Here is a 16100-nt window from a genome sequence, read left to right as displayed (position 1 = left end):
CTGGGAGTAGGAGCCGCCGGGATCGTTGCCCTCGCGTTGCTCGTACTCGCCTTACGGGATGACGCCGCGACGGTCATTGTGGTTGGTGCCCTGGTATTGCTCGGGTTTGCCTTGTGGTGGCGGCGTAGCCCGGCCGCTGCTGCTGCGGCGGCGTCTCTTGCGGTGATGTTCGTTCTCACGTCTGCGACGACCCGTTGGGTTGGCAACCGTATCGAGTCGGTCTCTCCTGTCCAGCTTGGTTTGGCGTTCTGGCTGTTCGGCAGTGTTGTCGTCGTTGCAAGCTGGCTTGGGATCAAGAACAGCCGCAGGAACGCGGCGGTAACGGTTCTTTTTGCGCATGCTGTGCTTGTCGGCGCGAGTGTGGTGGCGTATCTCGCGCCTGCGGTGGTGCCGATCATGGGACTGTGCCTTGCGATGGGGGTCGTCGCGTGGTGTGCTCACCGCGATCGACGCAGCGGACGTTCCCCGGACAAGACGTCGACGTCAACCTCGGACGGCGCGGCCCACATCCGGGGCGTGCACCGAACTCAGGAGGCCCTGGCCGACCTCGGCGCAGGCTGGCAGCAGTTTGGCCCCCGCGTGCTCCCGGACGGTCGACAGATCGAGGACCTCGTGGTGGGGCCTGCGGGTGTGTTTGTGGTGGCGACCAGACACTGGGAGGGGAGGGTTGAGCTGGTCTCTCTTGGTCAGGCTGGAAGCACGCACGACGAAGCCTACGCACTCGATGGCGACGTGAAAATGCTCGCCGTCCGCCTACGTCCGATCGCGGAGGCGGTCCGCGATATTACTAACCTCCTCGGCGTCGACCCGGAAGATGTGAACGGACTCGTTGTCTTCTGGGATGAGACCGAGCTAGCTGGCGGCCTGATCGAACTCGCCCTCATTCACGGGGGCACCGGAGAGGGAGGTTCCTCCAAAGCGGTGCTGGCAAGGGGTGAGCGGCTGAGCGACTGGGCTCGCTCGCAGCGGTTGCGCCTTGACGAGAGGCGAATGGATCGGATCGGTCGTGCGGTCTCGACGAAACTTCCGAGTGCCAATCATTGAAGAAGGGAAAGCTCAATCAGTCCGGCGATACGAGTCTGATGCGCTCGGCCGCGTTCCTGATTTCCTCCTCCTGCATGTTGGCCACGTTATGAATCTCAAACGTCCCGACGAGCTTGTCGGCGGTGAGGTCCTTCACTTCCACGAAGACTGTCTGGTCAGCGTCGTAGGCAAGATAGGTCTCGAACGGAGCGCCTTTTGGATATTTGGTTATGGGAAATGTCTCTGAGCCGATCGTTTGTACGGTGGCGGGATCTTTATCGTCTCCCTGGGTGATCCTGCTCCTCAGGCGATCTTGGTTTTCATAGCGCGTGTAGGAAACCAATGATCCTTTGGCTGGAACCTCCGTATTTCTCGGGACGATGACGCTGTTTACCAGCCTGTCAGTGCCAGGTTCGTAGAGCAGCTTGCCGAGGCCGTGGGAGGTGACGTCGTGGATGACGGGGCGGCGCATCGCTGGCGTACCCCTCGCACGGATGGCAGAGGGCGAGTCGTCCTCCGTTGTCAGCAGGTGAGCTTGGATGGCGGCGCCCAAGGCGACGATCTCGTCAGGGTTCGCCGAACCATCAGGTTTCACACCCGAAACCGTCGCCAGCATCCGGCGTACCATCGGCATCCTCGTCGCACCGCCTGCCAGCAGAATCCGGTCGACTGACGTCCAGGTGAGCCCGGCCTCCTCGACAACCTGCTCGGCGATGTCGCGGGTCCGGCTCAGCAGCGCCGAGGTCACGTCCTCGAGCTCCGCCCGCGTCACCGGCACCACAGTCGAGAATCCCCCCGCGGACAAGGCAACCCGCGTCCGGTCAACCGTCGTCAAGGTGTGCTTGGCAACCTCGGCTCGCTCGCGCAGGCCAGCTTCCCATTCGTCGACATCCAGCAGGCTCGGCCCACCCGCGGCGACGAAACGCTCGTCCAGGAGCCGCATCAAGGCGTTGTCGAAGTCGAAGCCACCGAGGTTGCGGTCGCCATGGGTGGCCAACACCCTGAACTCGTCCGCATGGATCCACATCGCCGTCACGTCGAAGGTTCCGCCGCCCAGGTCGTAGACCAAGATGGTTTCGGATGCCGTGCCGTCGATGCCGTCGATGCCGTACGCCAGGGCGGCCGCGGTGGGCTCGTTGAGGACGCGCAGCACATTCAGGCCGGCGATCGTTCCCGCGTCAATGGTGGCGCGCCGTGGTCCGTCGTCGAAGTACGCCGGCACGGTGATGACCGCGTCAGTGACGTCCGCGTTGAGCGTACGGGCGGCGTCCTCCTTGAGCCGCTTGAGGATCAGCGCCGAGATCTCCTCCGGCCGGTACGCGGTGCCCGCCTCGGTTTCGAACCGCCAGGTCGGATCTCCCATCGACCGCTTGACGAACTGTACGACGTCCAGCGGCGACGTCACCGCGGACCGCTTCGCCATCGTCCCGATGATCGGCTGCTCGCCAGCGAAGAACACCACCGACGGCGTGATGTTCTCTCCGTCGCGGTTGGGCAGGATCGCGGGCTTGCCGAATTCGTTGACTCTCGCCACCGCGGAATACGTGGTGCCGAGGTCAATCCCCACGGCCCTGCCTGGCCCGGGGGTTGGCCGGCGGATCCGCATCAGCGATGCCGCCTCCTCACCAGAGAGGATCGAGAAGAACTGTACGGATCAACAATTCTCAGGAGACGAGGTCGTCGATGAGGATCGCGGCGAGCCCGCGTACCGCTTCCCGTGTCTGAGGGCGCAGGAGCTTGTGGATGGCATTCGGGTCCCGGAACGGGATCTTGCCGCCGCCGTCGAGTGCCGGGTCGTACGGGACGACGACCAGCGCGCGCACGTGGTCCTGGAACGCCCGCTCGATGGCGCGCACCTTCACCGGGCTCGCGGTTTCCTTGGCGACTACAGCCAGCACGATCCGGCGGCGCGTCTCCGGGAAACCGTTGTCAGTAAGGAACTGCAGCGTCTTGCGAGCGAGGTTGGCCCCGTCCTTGGTGTTGTCGGTGACCAGCACCATGCCGTGCGCGATCCGGAGGGTCCCCAGCATCGCCTCGTGGGTGATGTGTGTGCCGTTGTCGAGGATCGCGAACGAGAAGAACGGCGCGAACAGTTCGGCGAGGAGTTCGACATCCGAGACGCTGAGCTGGTGCCGGATCTTGCGGTCCGTGGAGGCCGCGAGCACCCGGACGTTCATCTCGGGCACCTTCTCCATGAAGTCATGGACGTGATAGCGCCACGGGATTTCCTCAACGTGCGCGAGGAGGTCGCGGATGGAGTGATGGGGGCGTACGCCAAGACGATCGGGCAGCGTACCCAGGTCGGGGTTGAGGTCTGCGACCCCGACGGATTCGCGACGCCCCTCGGCGAGTTCGGCGGCGAGCAGTGCGGCGAGGGTGGTTTTGCCGACGCCGCCCTTCTCGGAGGCGATGCCGATGTAACCGCAGTAGCCGCGGGTACGCCGGAGCTGGCGGTTCAGGCGTTGACGAAGCTCGATTTCTTCGCGGTCCCGCCTGCCCGGACCAAGGTTGATCCGGCTGATCCGGTAGAGCGCACCCTGCCAACCGTGGCGCGGCACTGGCCTGCGTTGCTGGGTGGCGAGATCCTCGATGAACTCGTCGTCCTCGTCGTCGAGCCCTGCTCCCATGGCCAGGCGCTGCGGGACCGGCGGCCTCGACGAACTGCCCTGGACCGGTCGGGACGACTGACCTTGCTGCGCTCCGTGCGCCGCCTGGCTCTGGGGGTAAGGCGCCGGGGCCTGCGGCGTCGGTGTTTGTGAGTAGCTCTGCGCGGACGGGATAGGGGCCGCCGGCGCCTGCCCCTGACTCTGCCCCTGCGCCTGGCTCTGTGTCTGCCGGCCGTGCGGGTGTTGACCGTACGCCGCCTCGGTCGGCTGGTCGGCCGGATTCGCGTACCCCGGCTGCGCCTGCCGCTGCTGTGACCGTCCATGGTCGCCGGACGTCCGCTGACCTTCTACGCCAGCGGGCATCTGTGCCGGCGTACCAGACTGCTGAGACGTCCCACCGTGCGCGGGCGTCGTGGGCTGCCCCGACGAACCCGCCCGGTCGTACGCCGACGAACCCTCGGTCCCCCTGCGCCGGGCCTGCGGTGACGCCGGGGTCTCGGTGGGACGCGGCGTCCAGTACGACGGTGGTGCGGGCGGTGTGGCTGGCGAGCTCCCGGCATTACCTGGCGCGGTTTCCCTCGAGCCAGGCGTTGTGGAGGACGAACCCACTCCTGGCGGGGCACTGGAGGAACGTCCTGCCGCCGGGTCGGACGCCGGGCCCGACACCGGGCCGGTCGACCATCCGGAAAGCTCGGCGAAGTCGCGGATCGTCCGCTGGGTATTCGACTCCACCTCGCCGACGGATTCCTGCCCGGCGGCCGTTTCGTGTCCTGTCTCCGCCTGATGCGCGTCGGCGTCAGCGTCAGCGGCTCCCGATTCGGAGGGCGCCGGATCGGATTCCGGAGCAGCCTCGTCGGCGCGTACGTCAGCGGGCGCTGGCGCCGACGGATCAGGCGATGGCGTGGGTTGCGTCATTCGAGGTTCGCTCCCGTGGCCCTGCAGACGTGGATAGGGGCGTCCCACACCGATGTGCACGTCGTACGACCGGTCGTCGTTCTCAGACCCGGCATCGGACATGCCGAACGGCTCCTCGCGGCCGTCGCCCCCGGAAGCGCCGGTGGTCGACGTTTCGGTGTTGTGGGGCTGCTGGTCATTCACAACTGACTCCCTGGCGGTGGGGCTTCGAACGCTATCGAGTGAGCACGGACGCGACGATCCCGAGGGCGACGAACAACGCGGCACCTCCGATGATGATCAGCCGGCCCTGCGTCGAGGTGTTCCACAGTCGGGCAACCGGCGCGCTGCCCGTTGCCAGCCGGGCGGCACGGGCAACCTGCTGCAACGTGCCGGACCGTTCGTCTGGCGCCGGCTCGGCCTCTCCGGTGGGATCCACTCCCAGCGCCAGTCGCTGTGTGTCCCGGACCTCGCCCAGGGTGGCGACGAGATAGTCCAGGCTCCTCGGCGTCAACGGTAGAACCGTCACCGCGTTTTCGCTCTCGACACAAAGGACGGCATTCCACGGATCATCAGGGTCATAACCTTCGACCCCGAACGCGACCGCCGGCTCAAGTGGCAGATCGGCACCGTCGTCCGTACCTCCGTTGGAAGCCCCGTTGGCGTCTCCGTTGGAACCTCCTTCAGGTGACCCGGGGTCCGGGGTCATGGTCACGTCGTATCGCCCTTTCTGCTGCCTGCGTGCCCGGGTGGGACGGTCGCGCACGTGCGCACCCGCGTTCACGAGCACATCGCGAACAGTAGTTGCTCGGCGTAGATGTGCAACCAGCCACGGCCGCGGCCACGGTAAACCCCTGTTAGGGCGGGACGCCGTGTCCAGACAACCAGAGTTCGGGATCCTGCAGTCGGCCGGCGACCCGGACCTCGAAGTGCAGGTGCGGCCCCGTGCTGTTGCCGGTCGTGCCAACCTCGCCAATCATCTGGCCAGCGATGACAGTCGCGCCCTCGACGCCAGGAGCGAAGGCCCGCAGGTGAGCGTACGAAGTGACGACGCCGCTGCCGTGGTCGATCTTGACCAGGTTGCCGTACGGTCCGGCGCGCCCGGCGAAGACGACCGTGCCCGCGGCGGCCGCCCGCACCGGCGTACCCTCACTCGCCGCGAAGTCCAGGCCGGTGTGGCAGTCCTCCCAGCGCCGGCCACAGTCGCCGAACCGCGCCGTCAGGTTGTAACTCCCGGGAGGCACCGGCAGAACCCAGTCGCCGGTGTCGGGGAGGCGGGCCGCGTCGCCGTAGACCGACACGTGGACGTGGTCGTAGTGCAGGCAGGTGTCGCTCGTACATCCGGAGTAGTGGTCATAATCGCGCCAGCCTTCGTTCTGCCGCGCGACCGACCAGATCTTCTTGTCGAAGATGATGTATTTGACGCCGAGCATGGAGCGGTTGTTGACGAGCCAGTTCGCGACCGTCCAGCCGTAAGCCTTGGCCGCCTGGGTCTTGTAGTCGTCGAACGGCAGCATCGCGTCCACTGCGCGGCCGTTGGCGTGGTCGCCGTCACCGCCTGTCGGTCGCTGTCCCACGCCATAGAACTGCTCGAACTGCGGGAACTTCTGGTAGGTGCACCGCAGCACCACGATCGCGTCAGGGGTGAGGCCCTGCTCGACCTGTGGCCACGGCGTCGGCGGGCACTGCATGCCGGGCGGGAACCCGCAGTCTCGGGGGTCGGTGCTGCCACCGGTGTACTCCGCCACGATCGCGCGGGCGAGGGGTTCGTCGTCGGCGTAGGCGTTGGGGTACGCCGACCGCTGGACCGCCTGCGCGGCGTCCGTGACCGTCATGGATTCCCAGCCGGTGATGTCGAGCAGCCCGGGCTGACCTTGCTGCCCGCCGGTGTAGAACATCGTCGCGGAGGTCCGGGGATCCATGCGGTCCTCGAACGAACCCCATGCGGCCCGCTGCTGGAAGAGCCCGACCGAGTCGCGGTCGCCGTAGGGGATGTTGCGCAGCGTGGACTCCTGCAGCGCGGTGGCGAGGCCGACCACCCAGCCGTACTCCGGGACCTTCGCCGCCCGCCCGGCCTCGATGATGGCGGCGGCGTTCTCCTGTTGCTCGGAGTCGAGTTGGCTGGTGTCCGCAGCGGCGCGAACGCTCTGAGTGAGTCCGGTGGGTCCGCAGGGTTCGCCGGTGGTGGACTCCTCGGACCCGAGCGGCGCGAACAACGCGAGCGTCATCGACCCCGCCATGCCGATCAGCAGCACGGGGATGAACGCCACCGCCATCCCGAGCACGACGTACGTGGTCCGGCGCCGGTTGGGTGGTAGGCCGGCGCGGCCACCGGTGCCCCGGCGTACGACGGTGTTGGCGGTGTTTCGGCCCACCCGCCGGGCGGCGGCTCTGGCCAGCTTCTGGCCGGCCGACTTCGCCGCGACGACGATCGGTGCGGCCATCAGGGTGCCCCGTCCCCAGCCGCGGGTGTCGACCCACTGGGGGACGGGCTCGCTGACGTAGGTGCCGGCGGCGTTGGGGTCGATGCGTCCGTGTCGGGGAGCACCTCCGCGACCCGCCAGCCGGTGGTGTCGAGGACGAGGTTGCAGCGGATCTGGAGGCCGTCGCTGAGTCGGGTGCTGGTGCCCGCGGCGTACGGCGTGGCCGCAACGATCTGGGGCCGTCCGTCAATGCGTGCGGTGGGTAGCTCGGCCGGATCGACGTTGGCGAGCCGGCTGGCGAGCCACTCGGTGGCGTACGGCCGCAGGCGCTGCTCACGCTCCTCGGTGGAGCCGGACCGCTTCCACTCGTTGAGGAACCGCACTGTGACGTCGGCGAGAGCGGCCTTGGTCTTGGCGTCTGGTACGTACTGCTCCTCGTCGTGCCCCGTGCTTCCCGGCGACGCGGTGGTCGGCGCAGGCGTGGTTGGCCCGGCGGGAGCGGGCGTGCCGTCGACCGGGGTCGAGGTCGCCTGCGGGTCGGCACTCTGGGCGTTGCTGGCGTTCCGATAGGTCGTGACGAGCAGTGCGGCAACCGCGAAAACAGCAAGGACCGCGGCTGTCACCGCCGCGATCCGGACGTACCGGTTGTCCATCGGTCGCTCCCCGACGGGCAGGCCCGGGCACAGGTGTCCGCGGGCGTTTCGGCTGCCATGGTCTCGATCACTCTTGTGTCCCGACTACCGTACGCGACGCCATGGCTGCGCGGCAGTGTACGGATGGCCGACTGTCGAAGCTCCCTTCCGGCTCCCCGGCCCCGGGCGCCGCTCTAGACGAGGCGGCGAAGGAGTGGGATCTGGCGTACGACGAGGGTGACCAGCGCACAGCCCACCAGCAGCGCCACGATGACGCCTACGTGGAAGGCCATGTCGACGTACGCCGAGGAGAAGACCGGCTGGTTCCGCCGGACCAGCAGCTCGAGCGGGATCGGGTGAAGCAGGAACACCCCGAGCGTCAGGTCGGCCACCCTACGCACGCCCGGAGCGTCGACGCGGCCCTGGCGGTGGGGGCGGGCCCGACGGGCGAAGCTCGTGGAGGCCGGATTCCACGCAGCCAGCCAGATGCCGGCGCCCGCACGGTCACCGAAGACCGCCCGTAGGAGGAGCGTCATCGCGAGCGCGGCGGCGATGGTCGGTGGTGAGTAGTACTCATACAGCAGGCGGCCACGTTGGACGCCGGTCTGCGCCATCAGCCACCAGGTGCCCATGTGGGTGACGAGGACGGCGGCGACAAAGATCCCGGCCGACCAGAGCGCGACGACCTTCCGGGGCGCCGGCAGCCGCGTGGTCGCAACGACGTAGCCAGCGAGGTAGTAGCCGATGAACGGAATGAAGTAGGTGAACGCGTTGAAGCCGCCACCGCCCATGAAGGTGTGCTGCACCTTGTCGGCGCTCGCGAGGCCGATGCAGATGGCGCTGGCCGCGACGAGAAGCCGCCGGTCGGCGTTAGCCACGAACACCCGGAGGAACGGCGTGATGAGGTAGAGCCCGGCGACGACGTACAGGAAATACAGGTGGTAATACGGCCGCCCCCACAAGAATCCCTGCACGAAGGTGTACGCCGTGACCTCCCGGCCGTGGCTCCACGCGTCGAGGACCAGGAAGAAGCAGGTCCAGACCACGAGCGGAATCGCGATGCGCGAGGCTCGACGCAGGTAGAAGTCGCGGAGCGTCTCGCCAGGCCGCGGTGCCAGCAACGTCGCACCCGACACCATCACGAACACCGGCACGCTGAACCTGCTCGCGGACTCCAGCAGGTTGCCGAAATGCCAGAGCTTCGCGCTGATCTCGCCCCACTCCAGGATGAGGTGCGAGCAGACGTGGATCGCGACCACGCCCACGATCGCGACGATGCGCGCCCAGGAAATCCAGGGGACGTCGCCAGGAGTACGCCGGGTCGCGGTCGGCCGGGTTTCGCGCGGCTGGGTGTGGCTTGGGCTTTGACTTGGGTGGGTTTCGCTCGGGTGAGCCTTGAGGGCCTGCGCTGCCAGGGGTTCGGGGGCCGCGGGCGTCATGGATCTCAGGAGGAAGAGGAACGCCGGAGTTTCGCGAACGCCTCCCGCAGCACGAGCGCGACGAACTCGACGTTCCCGAGGACGTAGCGGCGCAGCAGCCGGCGCGGCTCCTGCCGCATCCGGTGCACCCACTCCAGGCCCCACTTCTGCATCCAGAGCGGCGCCCGGCTCACCTCGCCGGCAACGACGTCGAACGAACCGCCAACCCCGACAGCGAGCGGCGTACGAAGCGTTGACAGGTGCCGGTGGAGGAACTTCTCCTTGCGCGGCGTCGGCAGACCGACAAAGAGGAGGTCCGGTCGGGTACGCGCGACCTCCGCGACGACGTCCTGCTCCTCTTCCGGCTTCCAGTACCCGCTGCGGGCACCCACGATGTCGACGCCCTGCGTGCGCGCGGCCTCCGCGGCCTTGAGAACCGTCGCCGGCTTGGCGCCGAGAAGGTAGACGCGGTAGCCCTTCCGGGCCGAGACCTCCCACATGCGGAGCATGAAGTCGATGCCGGCGACGCGTTCGGGCAGGCGGGGCCCGAGGAGCCGGCTGGCCCAGACGACGGACTGACCGTCGGCGTTCGCGATCGTGCAGGACTCGATGATGTCCCGGAGTACGGGATCGCGCCGGGCGGCGACGACCTTCGCCGCGTTGATGGCGACATGTTGGTGTGGCTCGCCGGTCTGGATGAGTTCACAGGCGGCCTCGACCGACTCCTCCATGGTGAGGACGTGAACGGGTACGCCACAGATGCGGGCGCGCCGGGATTCGACCCAGTCGGTGGCTACGGTGTGATCGTCGGCGCGGGTCTGCCGCGGTGTCGTCACTATCCCTCCCGGACCGGGCCCCCCACCGCCGAAATGTCGCACCAGCATGCCAGTCCCGGGATTCACCCGTCGACTGCGGGTGCCCAACTAGGGCGTGTCTCCCAAATCGCGCGCCTCACGGCCGGGTCACCGCCTTCCGGAATTCCGGCAACGCCCGCGCGACCTTGCGCACCTCGCCGCCGAGCAGCAACCCGAACACCACGCAGAAGCCAACCACGCATCCCGCGACGACCCACGGCCGGGAATCCAGGACGGCCAACGCGGCAAGGGCGATCCCGGCGCCGAGACTCAGCGCGTACCTCGCGAACCGCGCGGGGGACCAGAGGCCCAGCCGGTGGAACGCGACGACCAGCGGAACGCCGGCCTGGATGAGCATGCCGGCAAGGTATCCCGCGGCGACGCCCACCGCGCCGAGCCGGCTGCCGAGCGTCAACCAGACGACCGTGCCCGCGACCACACCGACAGTCGAGGCCAGCGGTGGGATCCGGGCCAGGGCGAGTTCGTGCGCGGAGAGGACGTTGACCGACGGCACCGCCACGACGTAGAGGAAGACCGCGAGGACGAGGACCGCGAAGACCGCGCCGCCCCCCGCGTACGCCGGCCCGAAGACCAACCGCAGCGCCAAGCCTCCCAGCATCGCGGCCAGTGCGAACGCAGGGAGCATCGTGAGGGCGAGCAGCCGGGTCACCACGTCGGTGTGCCGGGCGAGCGCCGGCGTGTCGTCACGCCCGACCGCCTCCGCCGCTGCGGGAAAGAAGGCGAGCGCCATCGCGCGCGGCAGGAAGAACGCCGGAGTGATGAGGCTCATCGCCGCGGCATAGGCGCCGGCGTCCTGGCCGCTCGCCGCGTGCCGCGCAACCACCATCGAGACCTGGAAGAACCCCTGGCCGGCGGCGATGCCAAGCGCGGTGTAGGCGACGAAGCCGGGGAGTTCCCGGCCGAGTTCTGGCATCGGACCAGGTCGGTCGCGCGGCGTGGACCGGGCCGCCGCGACGGCGAACGCGGCGTACCCGATGACGAGCGGCGCGAGCAGCAGGTCGGGTAGCCACCAGATGGCCGCCAATGCCAGGACAAGGATGGCGGCGTCGGAGAAGACCTCGAGCACGGCGTACCGCCCGGGCAGGTGGTAGCCGTACAACACCGACTTGCTGTAGGAGTACGCGCCGTACGCCGCGGTGAGCGCGCACACCCAGACGAGGTCGGGCAGCGCCGCATCCGGCAGCAGCCAGCGACCGAGAACACCGATGAGCACCACCACGGCGCACGTCGCCACGACAGTCCAGCGGGTGAGCGTCCGGCGCACCGCCGAGGCCGCGGCCGGACCGGAGCGGGCCATCGTGAGCGGGAGGAACTTCGCCGCGCCCGCACCCGTCGCAGCGGCGGTCGCGAACGTCGCGAGGAACGCCAGCGAGATCTGGGAGTTGATTTCGGCGAGCCGGCTGGGGTCGCTGGTACGCCCGACAAGCGCGGTGTAGATCAGCCGGGTGAGGCCAAGGGCGGCGATGCCGAGCATCGACCAGAGCGTGCCGCGTACCAGTCGGCCGGTCAGGCTCGGCCGCTCCGGGCTGGCCACGCCCGCCACGTCGCCCGTCTCGCCTCGGGGCTCCGGCGCGTTCATCTGCCTCCAGTGTTGGACCCCGCGATCCCGTGGGCTCGTCGCTCCAGGCTGGCAGGGTATCGTTCGCCACCGTTATGTCCTGAACAGTGTGTGATGTGACCCCCGTTCGGGGTCGCCTCCCCGCCATGCGAGAGCAGTGAGGAGTCCTCGCCTGCGCGTCGTCGTCGTCTCGAACCTGTGGCCGAGTGAACGCCGTCCGGCCTGGGGTTCGTTCGTAGCCAACCGGGTGGATGCACTGCTCCGTCTCGGTCACGACGTCACAGTGGTCGCGGTCGAGGACCATCCGTCGGCGCCGCTGCGGTACGCCAGCCTGCTCGCCGGTGTCGCGCGCAGTGCCCTCTCGGGAGTGCGCGATTCCGCCGACACGATCGTCGAGGCGCACATCGCCTATCCGACCGGCGCGTTCGCCTGGCCGCTCGCCGCTCGCCTCCGGGCTCCGCTGGTGTTGTTCGCCCACGGCAGCGACGTGCTCCGGCTGCCCGACCGCTCGCGGGTCGACCGCGCCCTGTGCCGATCCGTCTTCGACCGTGCCGCCCTCGTCGTCGCCAACAGCCGCTACCTCGTGGCGGAGGTCGAGGATCGGCTCGGCGTACCCCCTGAGCGCGTGACGTTGGTGTCGCCCGGCATCCGGTACGCCGACTTCGCCGCCGCGCGGAACGACTCCGAGGGTGCGGGTGACCGGCCCTATGCCGTGCTGTTCGTCGCCAACCTCATTCCGCGTAAGGGTTTGGACGTCCTCATCCGCGCCGTGGCGGAGTTGGCCCGGCGTGGTGAGGAAGTCCCCCGACTACGCGTTGTCGGAGACGGCCCCGAGCGGGCGGTGCTGGAGCTGCTGGCCAGCGAGTTGGGCGTCGCCCTGGATTTCGTGGGGGCGCTTCCCCAGGACGCCGTGACCCGCGAGATGGCGGCGGCCGAGGTCCTCGTCGTCCCCTCGCGCGAGGAGGCGCTCGGCCTTGCGCCGCTCGAAGCGATGGCGGCCGGCTGCGTCCCCGTCGTCTCCGGTATCGGTGGACTGGCCGAATCCGTGACCGACGGCGTCAACGGCTTCACCTGCCCACCCGAAGACCCCGCTGAGCTGGCCTCGGCGCTGTCCCGCGCCCGGGCCGCCGTCCGCGATCCGGCCCGGCGGGCGGCGCTCGTCGCGGCAGGTGACGAGACAGCCCGGCAGCACGACGTGGACGCCGCCGCGGCGCGGACCGTCGAGCGGTATACCGCGCTGCTGGGTTCAGGTCGTTCCGGTGCCTCAGATCGTTCAGGGCAGTCAGGTCATACGGACGGTGGGTCGGTGGCGGCGTGCTGACCCGGCGTACCCTCCTCACCCTCGCCGCCGCGGCGGCCGGCGTCCTCGCGGTGAGCGTGCTGGTCGACCTGGTGATCCCGCCGGCGAGCGCCTCCATGCCGGCGACGTTGTACGTCGACCGCCGGATCGGTGTCGACGACAACGACGGTCGGGTGCCTGAGGAGCCGCTCGCCACCCTGACCGAGGCGGTGCGCCGAGCCGCGCCGGGCACCGACATCCTCATCACGGGGTACGGCAGCCGCGACGTCTATCCGGGCACCGGCACGAACTGCCTCACCGTGGTCGGGACGCCTGACAAGCCGATCACCATCCGGCGCAACGTCTACACCAACACGCTGTATCCGGCGGTCCTCACGACTAATGCCGAGGCCAAGGGTCCGTGGACGCCGGGTGCCGAAACCGCTGGACTGCAGACCTGGAGCATGCCGTGGCCGGGCCGGATCCAGCTCTTCGGGGACCCCGATCTGGGCTTCGTCAAGATCGGTGAGCTCGCGCTGTTCGGGTACCGCCACCGGCCGCCGGTCTCCGAGGGCGAAGCGGCCTGGTGGCAGGACGGCCGGGTCTACGTCCGCACCAGAACGGCTGACCCCAACGAGTACCGCGTCATCGTCAAGGACGGCGACGGGATCTGCCTGTCGGGGAAGTCGCGGCACGTACGCATCAAGGACTTCATGGTGGTTGGGGCCGTCCACGCCGTCCGCGTGGAAGAGGGTGCGGTCGACGTCGAGGTGGACCACATGGTGCGGCGCAACGTGCTCGATGGTGACCGGATGCCCGGCGTTGACCCCGAGGCCGAAGAGGCGGGCCGGTGACGTCCTTCGCCTTCGCGGCGGCCGCCGCGCTGGGGGCGCTGGGCCTGTGGTGGTTCGTCCCGAGGCTGCGGAGTTGGCCGCCGTCGCTCGGGCTGCTGATCGCCGTCCTGACCGTCGTTCCTCCGCACCAGGCCGCGGCGTTCGGGATCGGCGCCGACGACGTGTTGTTCGTGCTCGGACTCGTGCTCCTCCTGCCGCACGCGCTCGCTCGCGGCACGCTCGACAAGGTGCCGTACGGCCGGGCGCTCGCGGTCGGTGCGGGCCTGCTCGCCGCCGGCGCCACAGTGTCGGCGTTCGTGAACGGTGAAAGCCTTACGGACACCGCCGACCTGCTCGTCCGTGGACCCGGCCGGATCCTGTTGTACGTCGCCATGGTGCTCGTCGTCGTGGCGCAGGTGCCCTCTGCCCGCACCCGCGAAGTGGTGGCACGCGGCCTGGCAGCGGTCGGGACCTTCGAGTCGGTGGTCAGCCTGTTGGCCTACTTCGTCGGGCTGCCGGGCGGCTTCGGCCTGCAGGAGGCGCAGGGCAACACCACCCTGGTCGGGGAGATCCCGGGGCGGGTGACCGGCACGCTCGACCTGTCGCCGAACTTCCTCGGGGCCCTCCTCGTCCTCTCCGTCCCCGTCACGCTCGGGATCGCGCTGGACGCCGCCTCCCGGCGGCTGCGGGTGGGCTGGGCGCTGGCGGTCGTCGTACAGCTGGCGGCGCTCGTTCTGACCTACACCCGCAGCTCGCTCGCGGTGACGCTACTCGCCTGTGTGGTGTTGATCGCGCTGCGCGGGCGGGTGCGGTGGTTGGCCGTCGGCGGGGTGGTGCTCGCCGGGCTGCTCTTCTTCACGCCGGCGTTCGAGCGGTTCACCAGCGACAGCACCGACCGGATGGCGTTGTACGTCTCGGCCATCCGCGTGTTCGTCGACCATCCGATCGCTGGCGTCGGGCCGGGTGAGCAGGCGAGGTTCACCGCGGCCGACCCGGAGCGCTACCGGGCGACGCCGTTCGGGGTCGCCGGTAACAACGCCCACAACACAGTCCTGCTCGCGGGTGCGGAGAACGGCGTGCTCGGCCTCCTGGGGGCCGTGGTGCTCAACCTTGCGCTCGTCGCCGTGGCGATCGCGGTGATCCGGCGGGCCCGAGCGGTGGCACGAGCGTCCGGTGAGAGGCGCATGGAGCCGCTGGGCATCGGTGTGGCGATGCTGGCCTTCGTCTCGCAGGGGATGGCGAACAACCTCTTCACTGTAACGCTCACCGCGAGCGCCCTGGTGATGTTGGTGGGCGGTTGCGCGCTGCCCTGGCTGGACGCTGGACAGCGATGCCCGGATCCGGTGGGGGGTCCTGAGGACGAATCGGCCGCTGCCACTGGGGAATCCGACCGGTCTCGCGCCCACCGCTAGGTGTAGAAGTCCTGAACGGTCGTGACGCCGGTCCGGAGACGTGATGCGGGCTGCCGACCGCCTGCTCCGCTGTGCGGTCGGTGGTAGATGTAGCGGCTCATGACTCTTCCATGTCCGGCACCGGTGAGATCGTTGCACCGGCCGACAGCAGTCTCTCCGCCAGCGCGCGACACCGCATCCCGAGCTCCGGAGGGTCGAGCACCTCGAAGTCGTGCCCCAGCAGGAGCACGTGCATGAGCACGAAGTCGAGGCTGCCGGCGCCACTGAGCACCTCGCAGAGCTCGCTCCCTCGCCGTCGTACGACGGCCGCCGACGCCGGAATCTGCGCGCGTACGGTGTCGGCCGAGGCGTGTACGAGGAAACGCGCCTGGTGCGGGTAGACGCGACTTGCCACACCCTCCTGCACGTACGTCGCCGCGTCGGGCGCCGCGCGCGGGCGGAAGCGCCAGGTCCGTGCAGACACATCGGTCATCCGGTCGACGCGGAAGCTGCGCCAGTCGTCGCGATCGAGGTCGTAGGCGAGGAGGTACCAGCGCCGGTCGGAGGCGACCAGGCGGTAGGGCTCGACCCGGCGCCGTCGCACTTCGCTCTCGGACGGGTAGTCGAAGCCGGCTTCTTTCTCGTCGCGGCAGGCTCTGGCCAGCGTCATGAGCACGTCCGGGTCGACCGGCGTGCGGCCTCCGCCGAAGGACTCCACCGAGCCGGAGAGCGCGCGCAGCTCGTGCCGCAGCCGGGTGGGCAGCACCTGGTCGAGCTTGGTCAGCGCCCGGAGTGCGGCGTCGCCGGCGCTGGCGACGCCGCCACCCGCGCCGGCGAGCAGTGAGACCGCGGTGGCGATGGCCTCCTCGTCGTCGAGCAGCAGCGGCGGCAGGTCCTGCCCCGGGCCGAGCTGGTAGCCGCCGCCAACACCCTGGCTGGCATGCACCGGATAGCCGAGCGTGCGCAGCCGCTCGACATCACGCCGTACCGTGCGCGGCGTGACCCCGAGCCGGTCGGCGAGCTCGGGGCCGGTCCAGACCCGGCGCTGCTGCAGCAGCCCGAGCAGGGTGAGCACCCGCTCTGTCGTACCCCGCTCGTCACCGCTTGCCACACCCATGTCGCCGACCCTGCCACAGATAGCGGACCGATCCTGTCCGCCAGGGGTGTC

The 16100-nt window shown here is 69.2% G+C and carries 13 protein-coding genes; 4 read left to right on the top strand and 9 right to left on the bottom strand.

Annotated features, from left to right (window positions below; translation table 11 throughout):
* Positions 1-36 precede the first annotated feature (36 nt).
* On the top strand, positions 37-1044 hold the full coding sequence (locus tag B141_RS0109745; RefSeq protein ID WP_157180911.1) for a hypothetical protein: 1008 nt from the start codon (positions 37-39) through the stop codon (positions 1042-1044).
* Positions 1045-1060: 16 nt separating this feature from the next.
* Here B141_RS0109745 and B141_RS0109740 read toward each other — a convergent pair whose 3' ends face one another.
* The 8 genes from B141_RS0109740 to B141_RS0109695 all read right to left on the bottom strand — a co-directional run bounded on the left by B141_RS0109740 (position 1061) and on the right by B141_RS0109695 (position 11450).
* Positions 1061-2629, bottom strand: coding sequence for an Hsp70 family protein (locus B141_RS0109740; RefSeq protein ID WP_051114022.1), 1569 nt, complete (start codon positions 2627-2629; stop codon positions 1061-1063).
* A 58-nt stretch (positions 2630-2687) separates the two neighbouring features.
* Positions 2688-4727 (bottom strand): MinD/ParA family ATP-binding protein, encoded by a 2040-nt coding sequence (locus B141_RS49095; RefSeq protein ID WP_157180910.1) that lies wholly within the window; start codon positions 4725-4727, stop codon positions 2688-2690.
* Between the two features lie 31 nt (positions 4728-4758).
* A complete protein-coding gene (locus B141_RS49090) occupies positions 4759-5037 on the bottom strand; it encodes a hypothetical protein (protein ID WP_157180909.1) in 279 nt (92 codons plus the stop codon).
* A 343-nt stretch (positions 5038-5380) separates the two neighbouring features.
* Complete coding sequence (locus tag B141_RS45425; RefSeq protein ID WP_020574965.1) at positions 5381-6967, bottom strand: M23 family metallopeptidase; 1587 nt, start codon at positions 6965-6967, stop codon at positions 5381-5383.
* The gene (locus B141_RS0109710; RefSeq protein WP_020574964.1) at positions 6967-7599 is read right to left on the bottom strand and encodes a hypothetical protein; all 633 of its coding nucleotides are present in this window, start codon (positions 7597-7599) and stop codon (positions 6967-6969) included. Before B141_RS0109710 ends, B141_RS45425 begins: the two co-directional genes overlap by 1 nt.
* A 173-nt stretch (positions 7600-7772) precedes the next feature.
* A complete protein-coding gene (locus B141_RS0109705) occupies positions 7773-9017 on the bottom strand; it encodes an acyltransferase (protein WP_084678205.1) in 1245 nt (414 codons plus the stop codon).
* A 5-nt stretch (positions 9018-9022) separates the two neighbouring features.
* Complete coding sequence (locus B141_RS39840) at positions 9023-9832, bottom strand: WecB/TagA/CpsF family glycosyltransferase (RefSeq protein ID WP_020574962.1); 810 nt, start codon at positions 9830-9832, stop codon at positions 9023-9025.
* A gap of 115 nt (positions 9833-9947) precedes the next feature.
* Positions 9948-11450 carry a lipopolysaccharide biosynthesis protein gene (locus B141_RS0109695; protein WP_020574961.1) on the bottom strand — a complete coding sequence of 501 codons (1503 nt, stop codon included), beginning with the start codon at positions 11448-11450 and terminating at the stop codon, positions 9948-9950.
* A 136-nt stretch (positions 11451-11586) separates the two neighbouring features.
* Between B141_RS0109695 and B141_RS39835 the strand changes: the two genes are divergently transcribed.
* From B141_RS39835 to B141_RS0109680, 3 genes are read left to right on the top strand one after another with little or no spacing between them, the layout of a single operon-like run.
* Positions 11587-12750 (top strand): glycosyltransferase, encoded by a 1164-nt coding sequence (locus B141_RS39835; RefSeq protein WP_020574960.1) that lies wholly within the window; start codon positions 11587-11589, stop codon positions 12748-12750.
* Complete coding sequence (locus tag B141_RS0109685; protein WP_020574959.1) at positions 12744-13562, top strand: twin-arginine translocation signal domain-containing protein; 819 nt, start codon at positions 12744-12746, stop codon at positions 13560-13562. Before B141_RS39835 ends, B141_RS0109685 begins: the two co-directional genes overlap by 7 nt.
* Positions 13559-14953, top strand: coding sequence for an O-antigen ligase family protein (locus tag B141_RS0109680; protein WP_020574958.1), 1395 nt, complete (start codon positions 13559-13561; stop codon positions 14951-14953). Before B141_RS0109685 ends, B141_RS0109680 begins: the two co-directional genes overlap by 4 nt.
* A 97-nt stretch (positions 14954-15050) precedes the next feature.
* Here B141_RS0109680 and B141_RS0109670 read toward each other — a convergent pair whose 3' ends face one another.
* Complete coding sequence (locus B141_RS0109670; protein WP_020574956.1) at positions 15051-16049, bottom strand: helix-turn-helix transcriptional regulator; 999 nt, start codon at positions 16047-16049, stop codon at positions 15051-15053.
* Between the last annotated feature and the right edge of the window lie 51 nt (positions 16050-16100).

It is taken from the genome of Actinopolymorpha alba DSM 45243 (genome assembly GCF_000373925.1).
GTDB lineage: Bacteria > Actinomycetota > Actinomycetes > Propionibacteriales > Actinopolymorphaceae > Actinopolymorpha > Actinopolymorpha alba.
The sequence above is the reverse complement of the archived record's forward strand: the minus strand, read 5'-3'. Positions and strand labels throughout refer to the sequence as shown.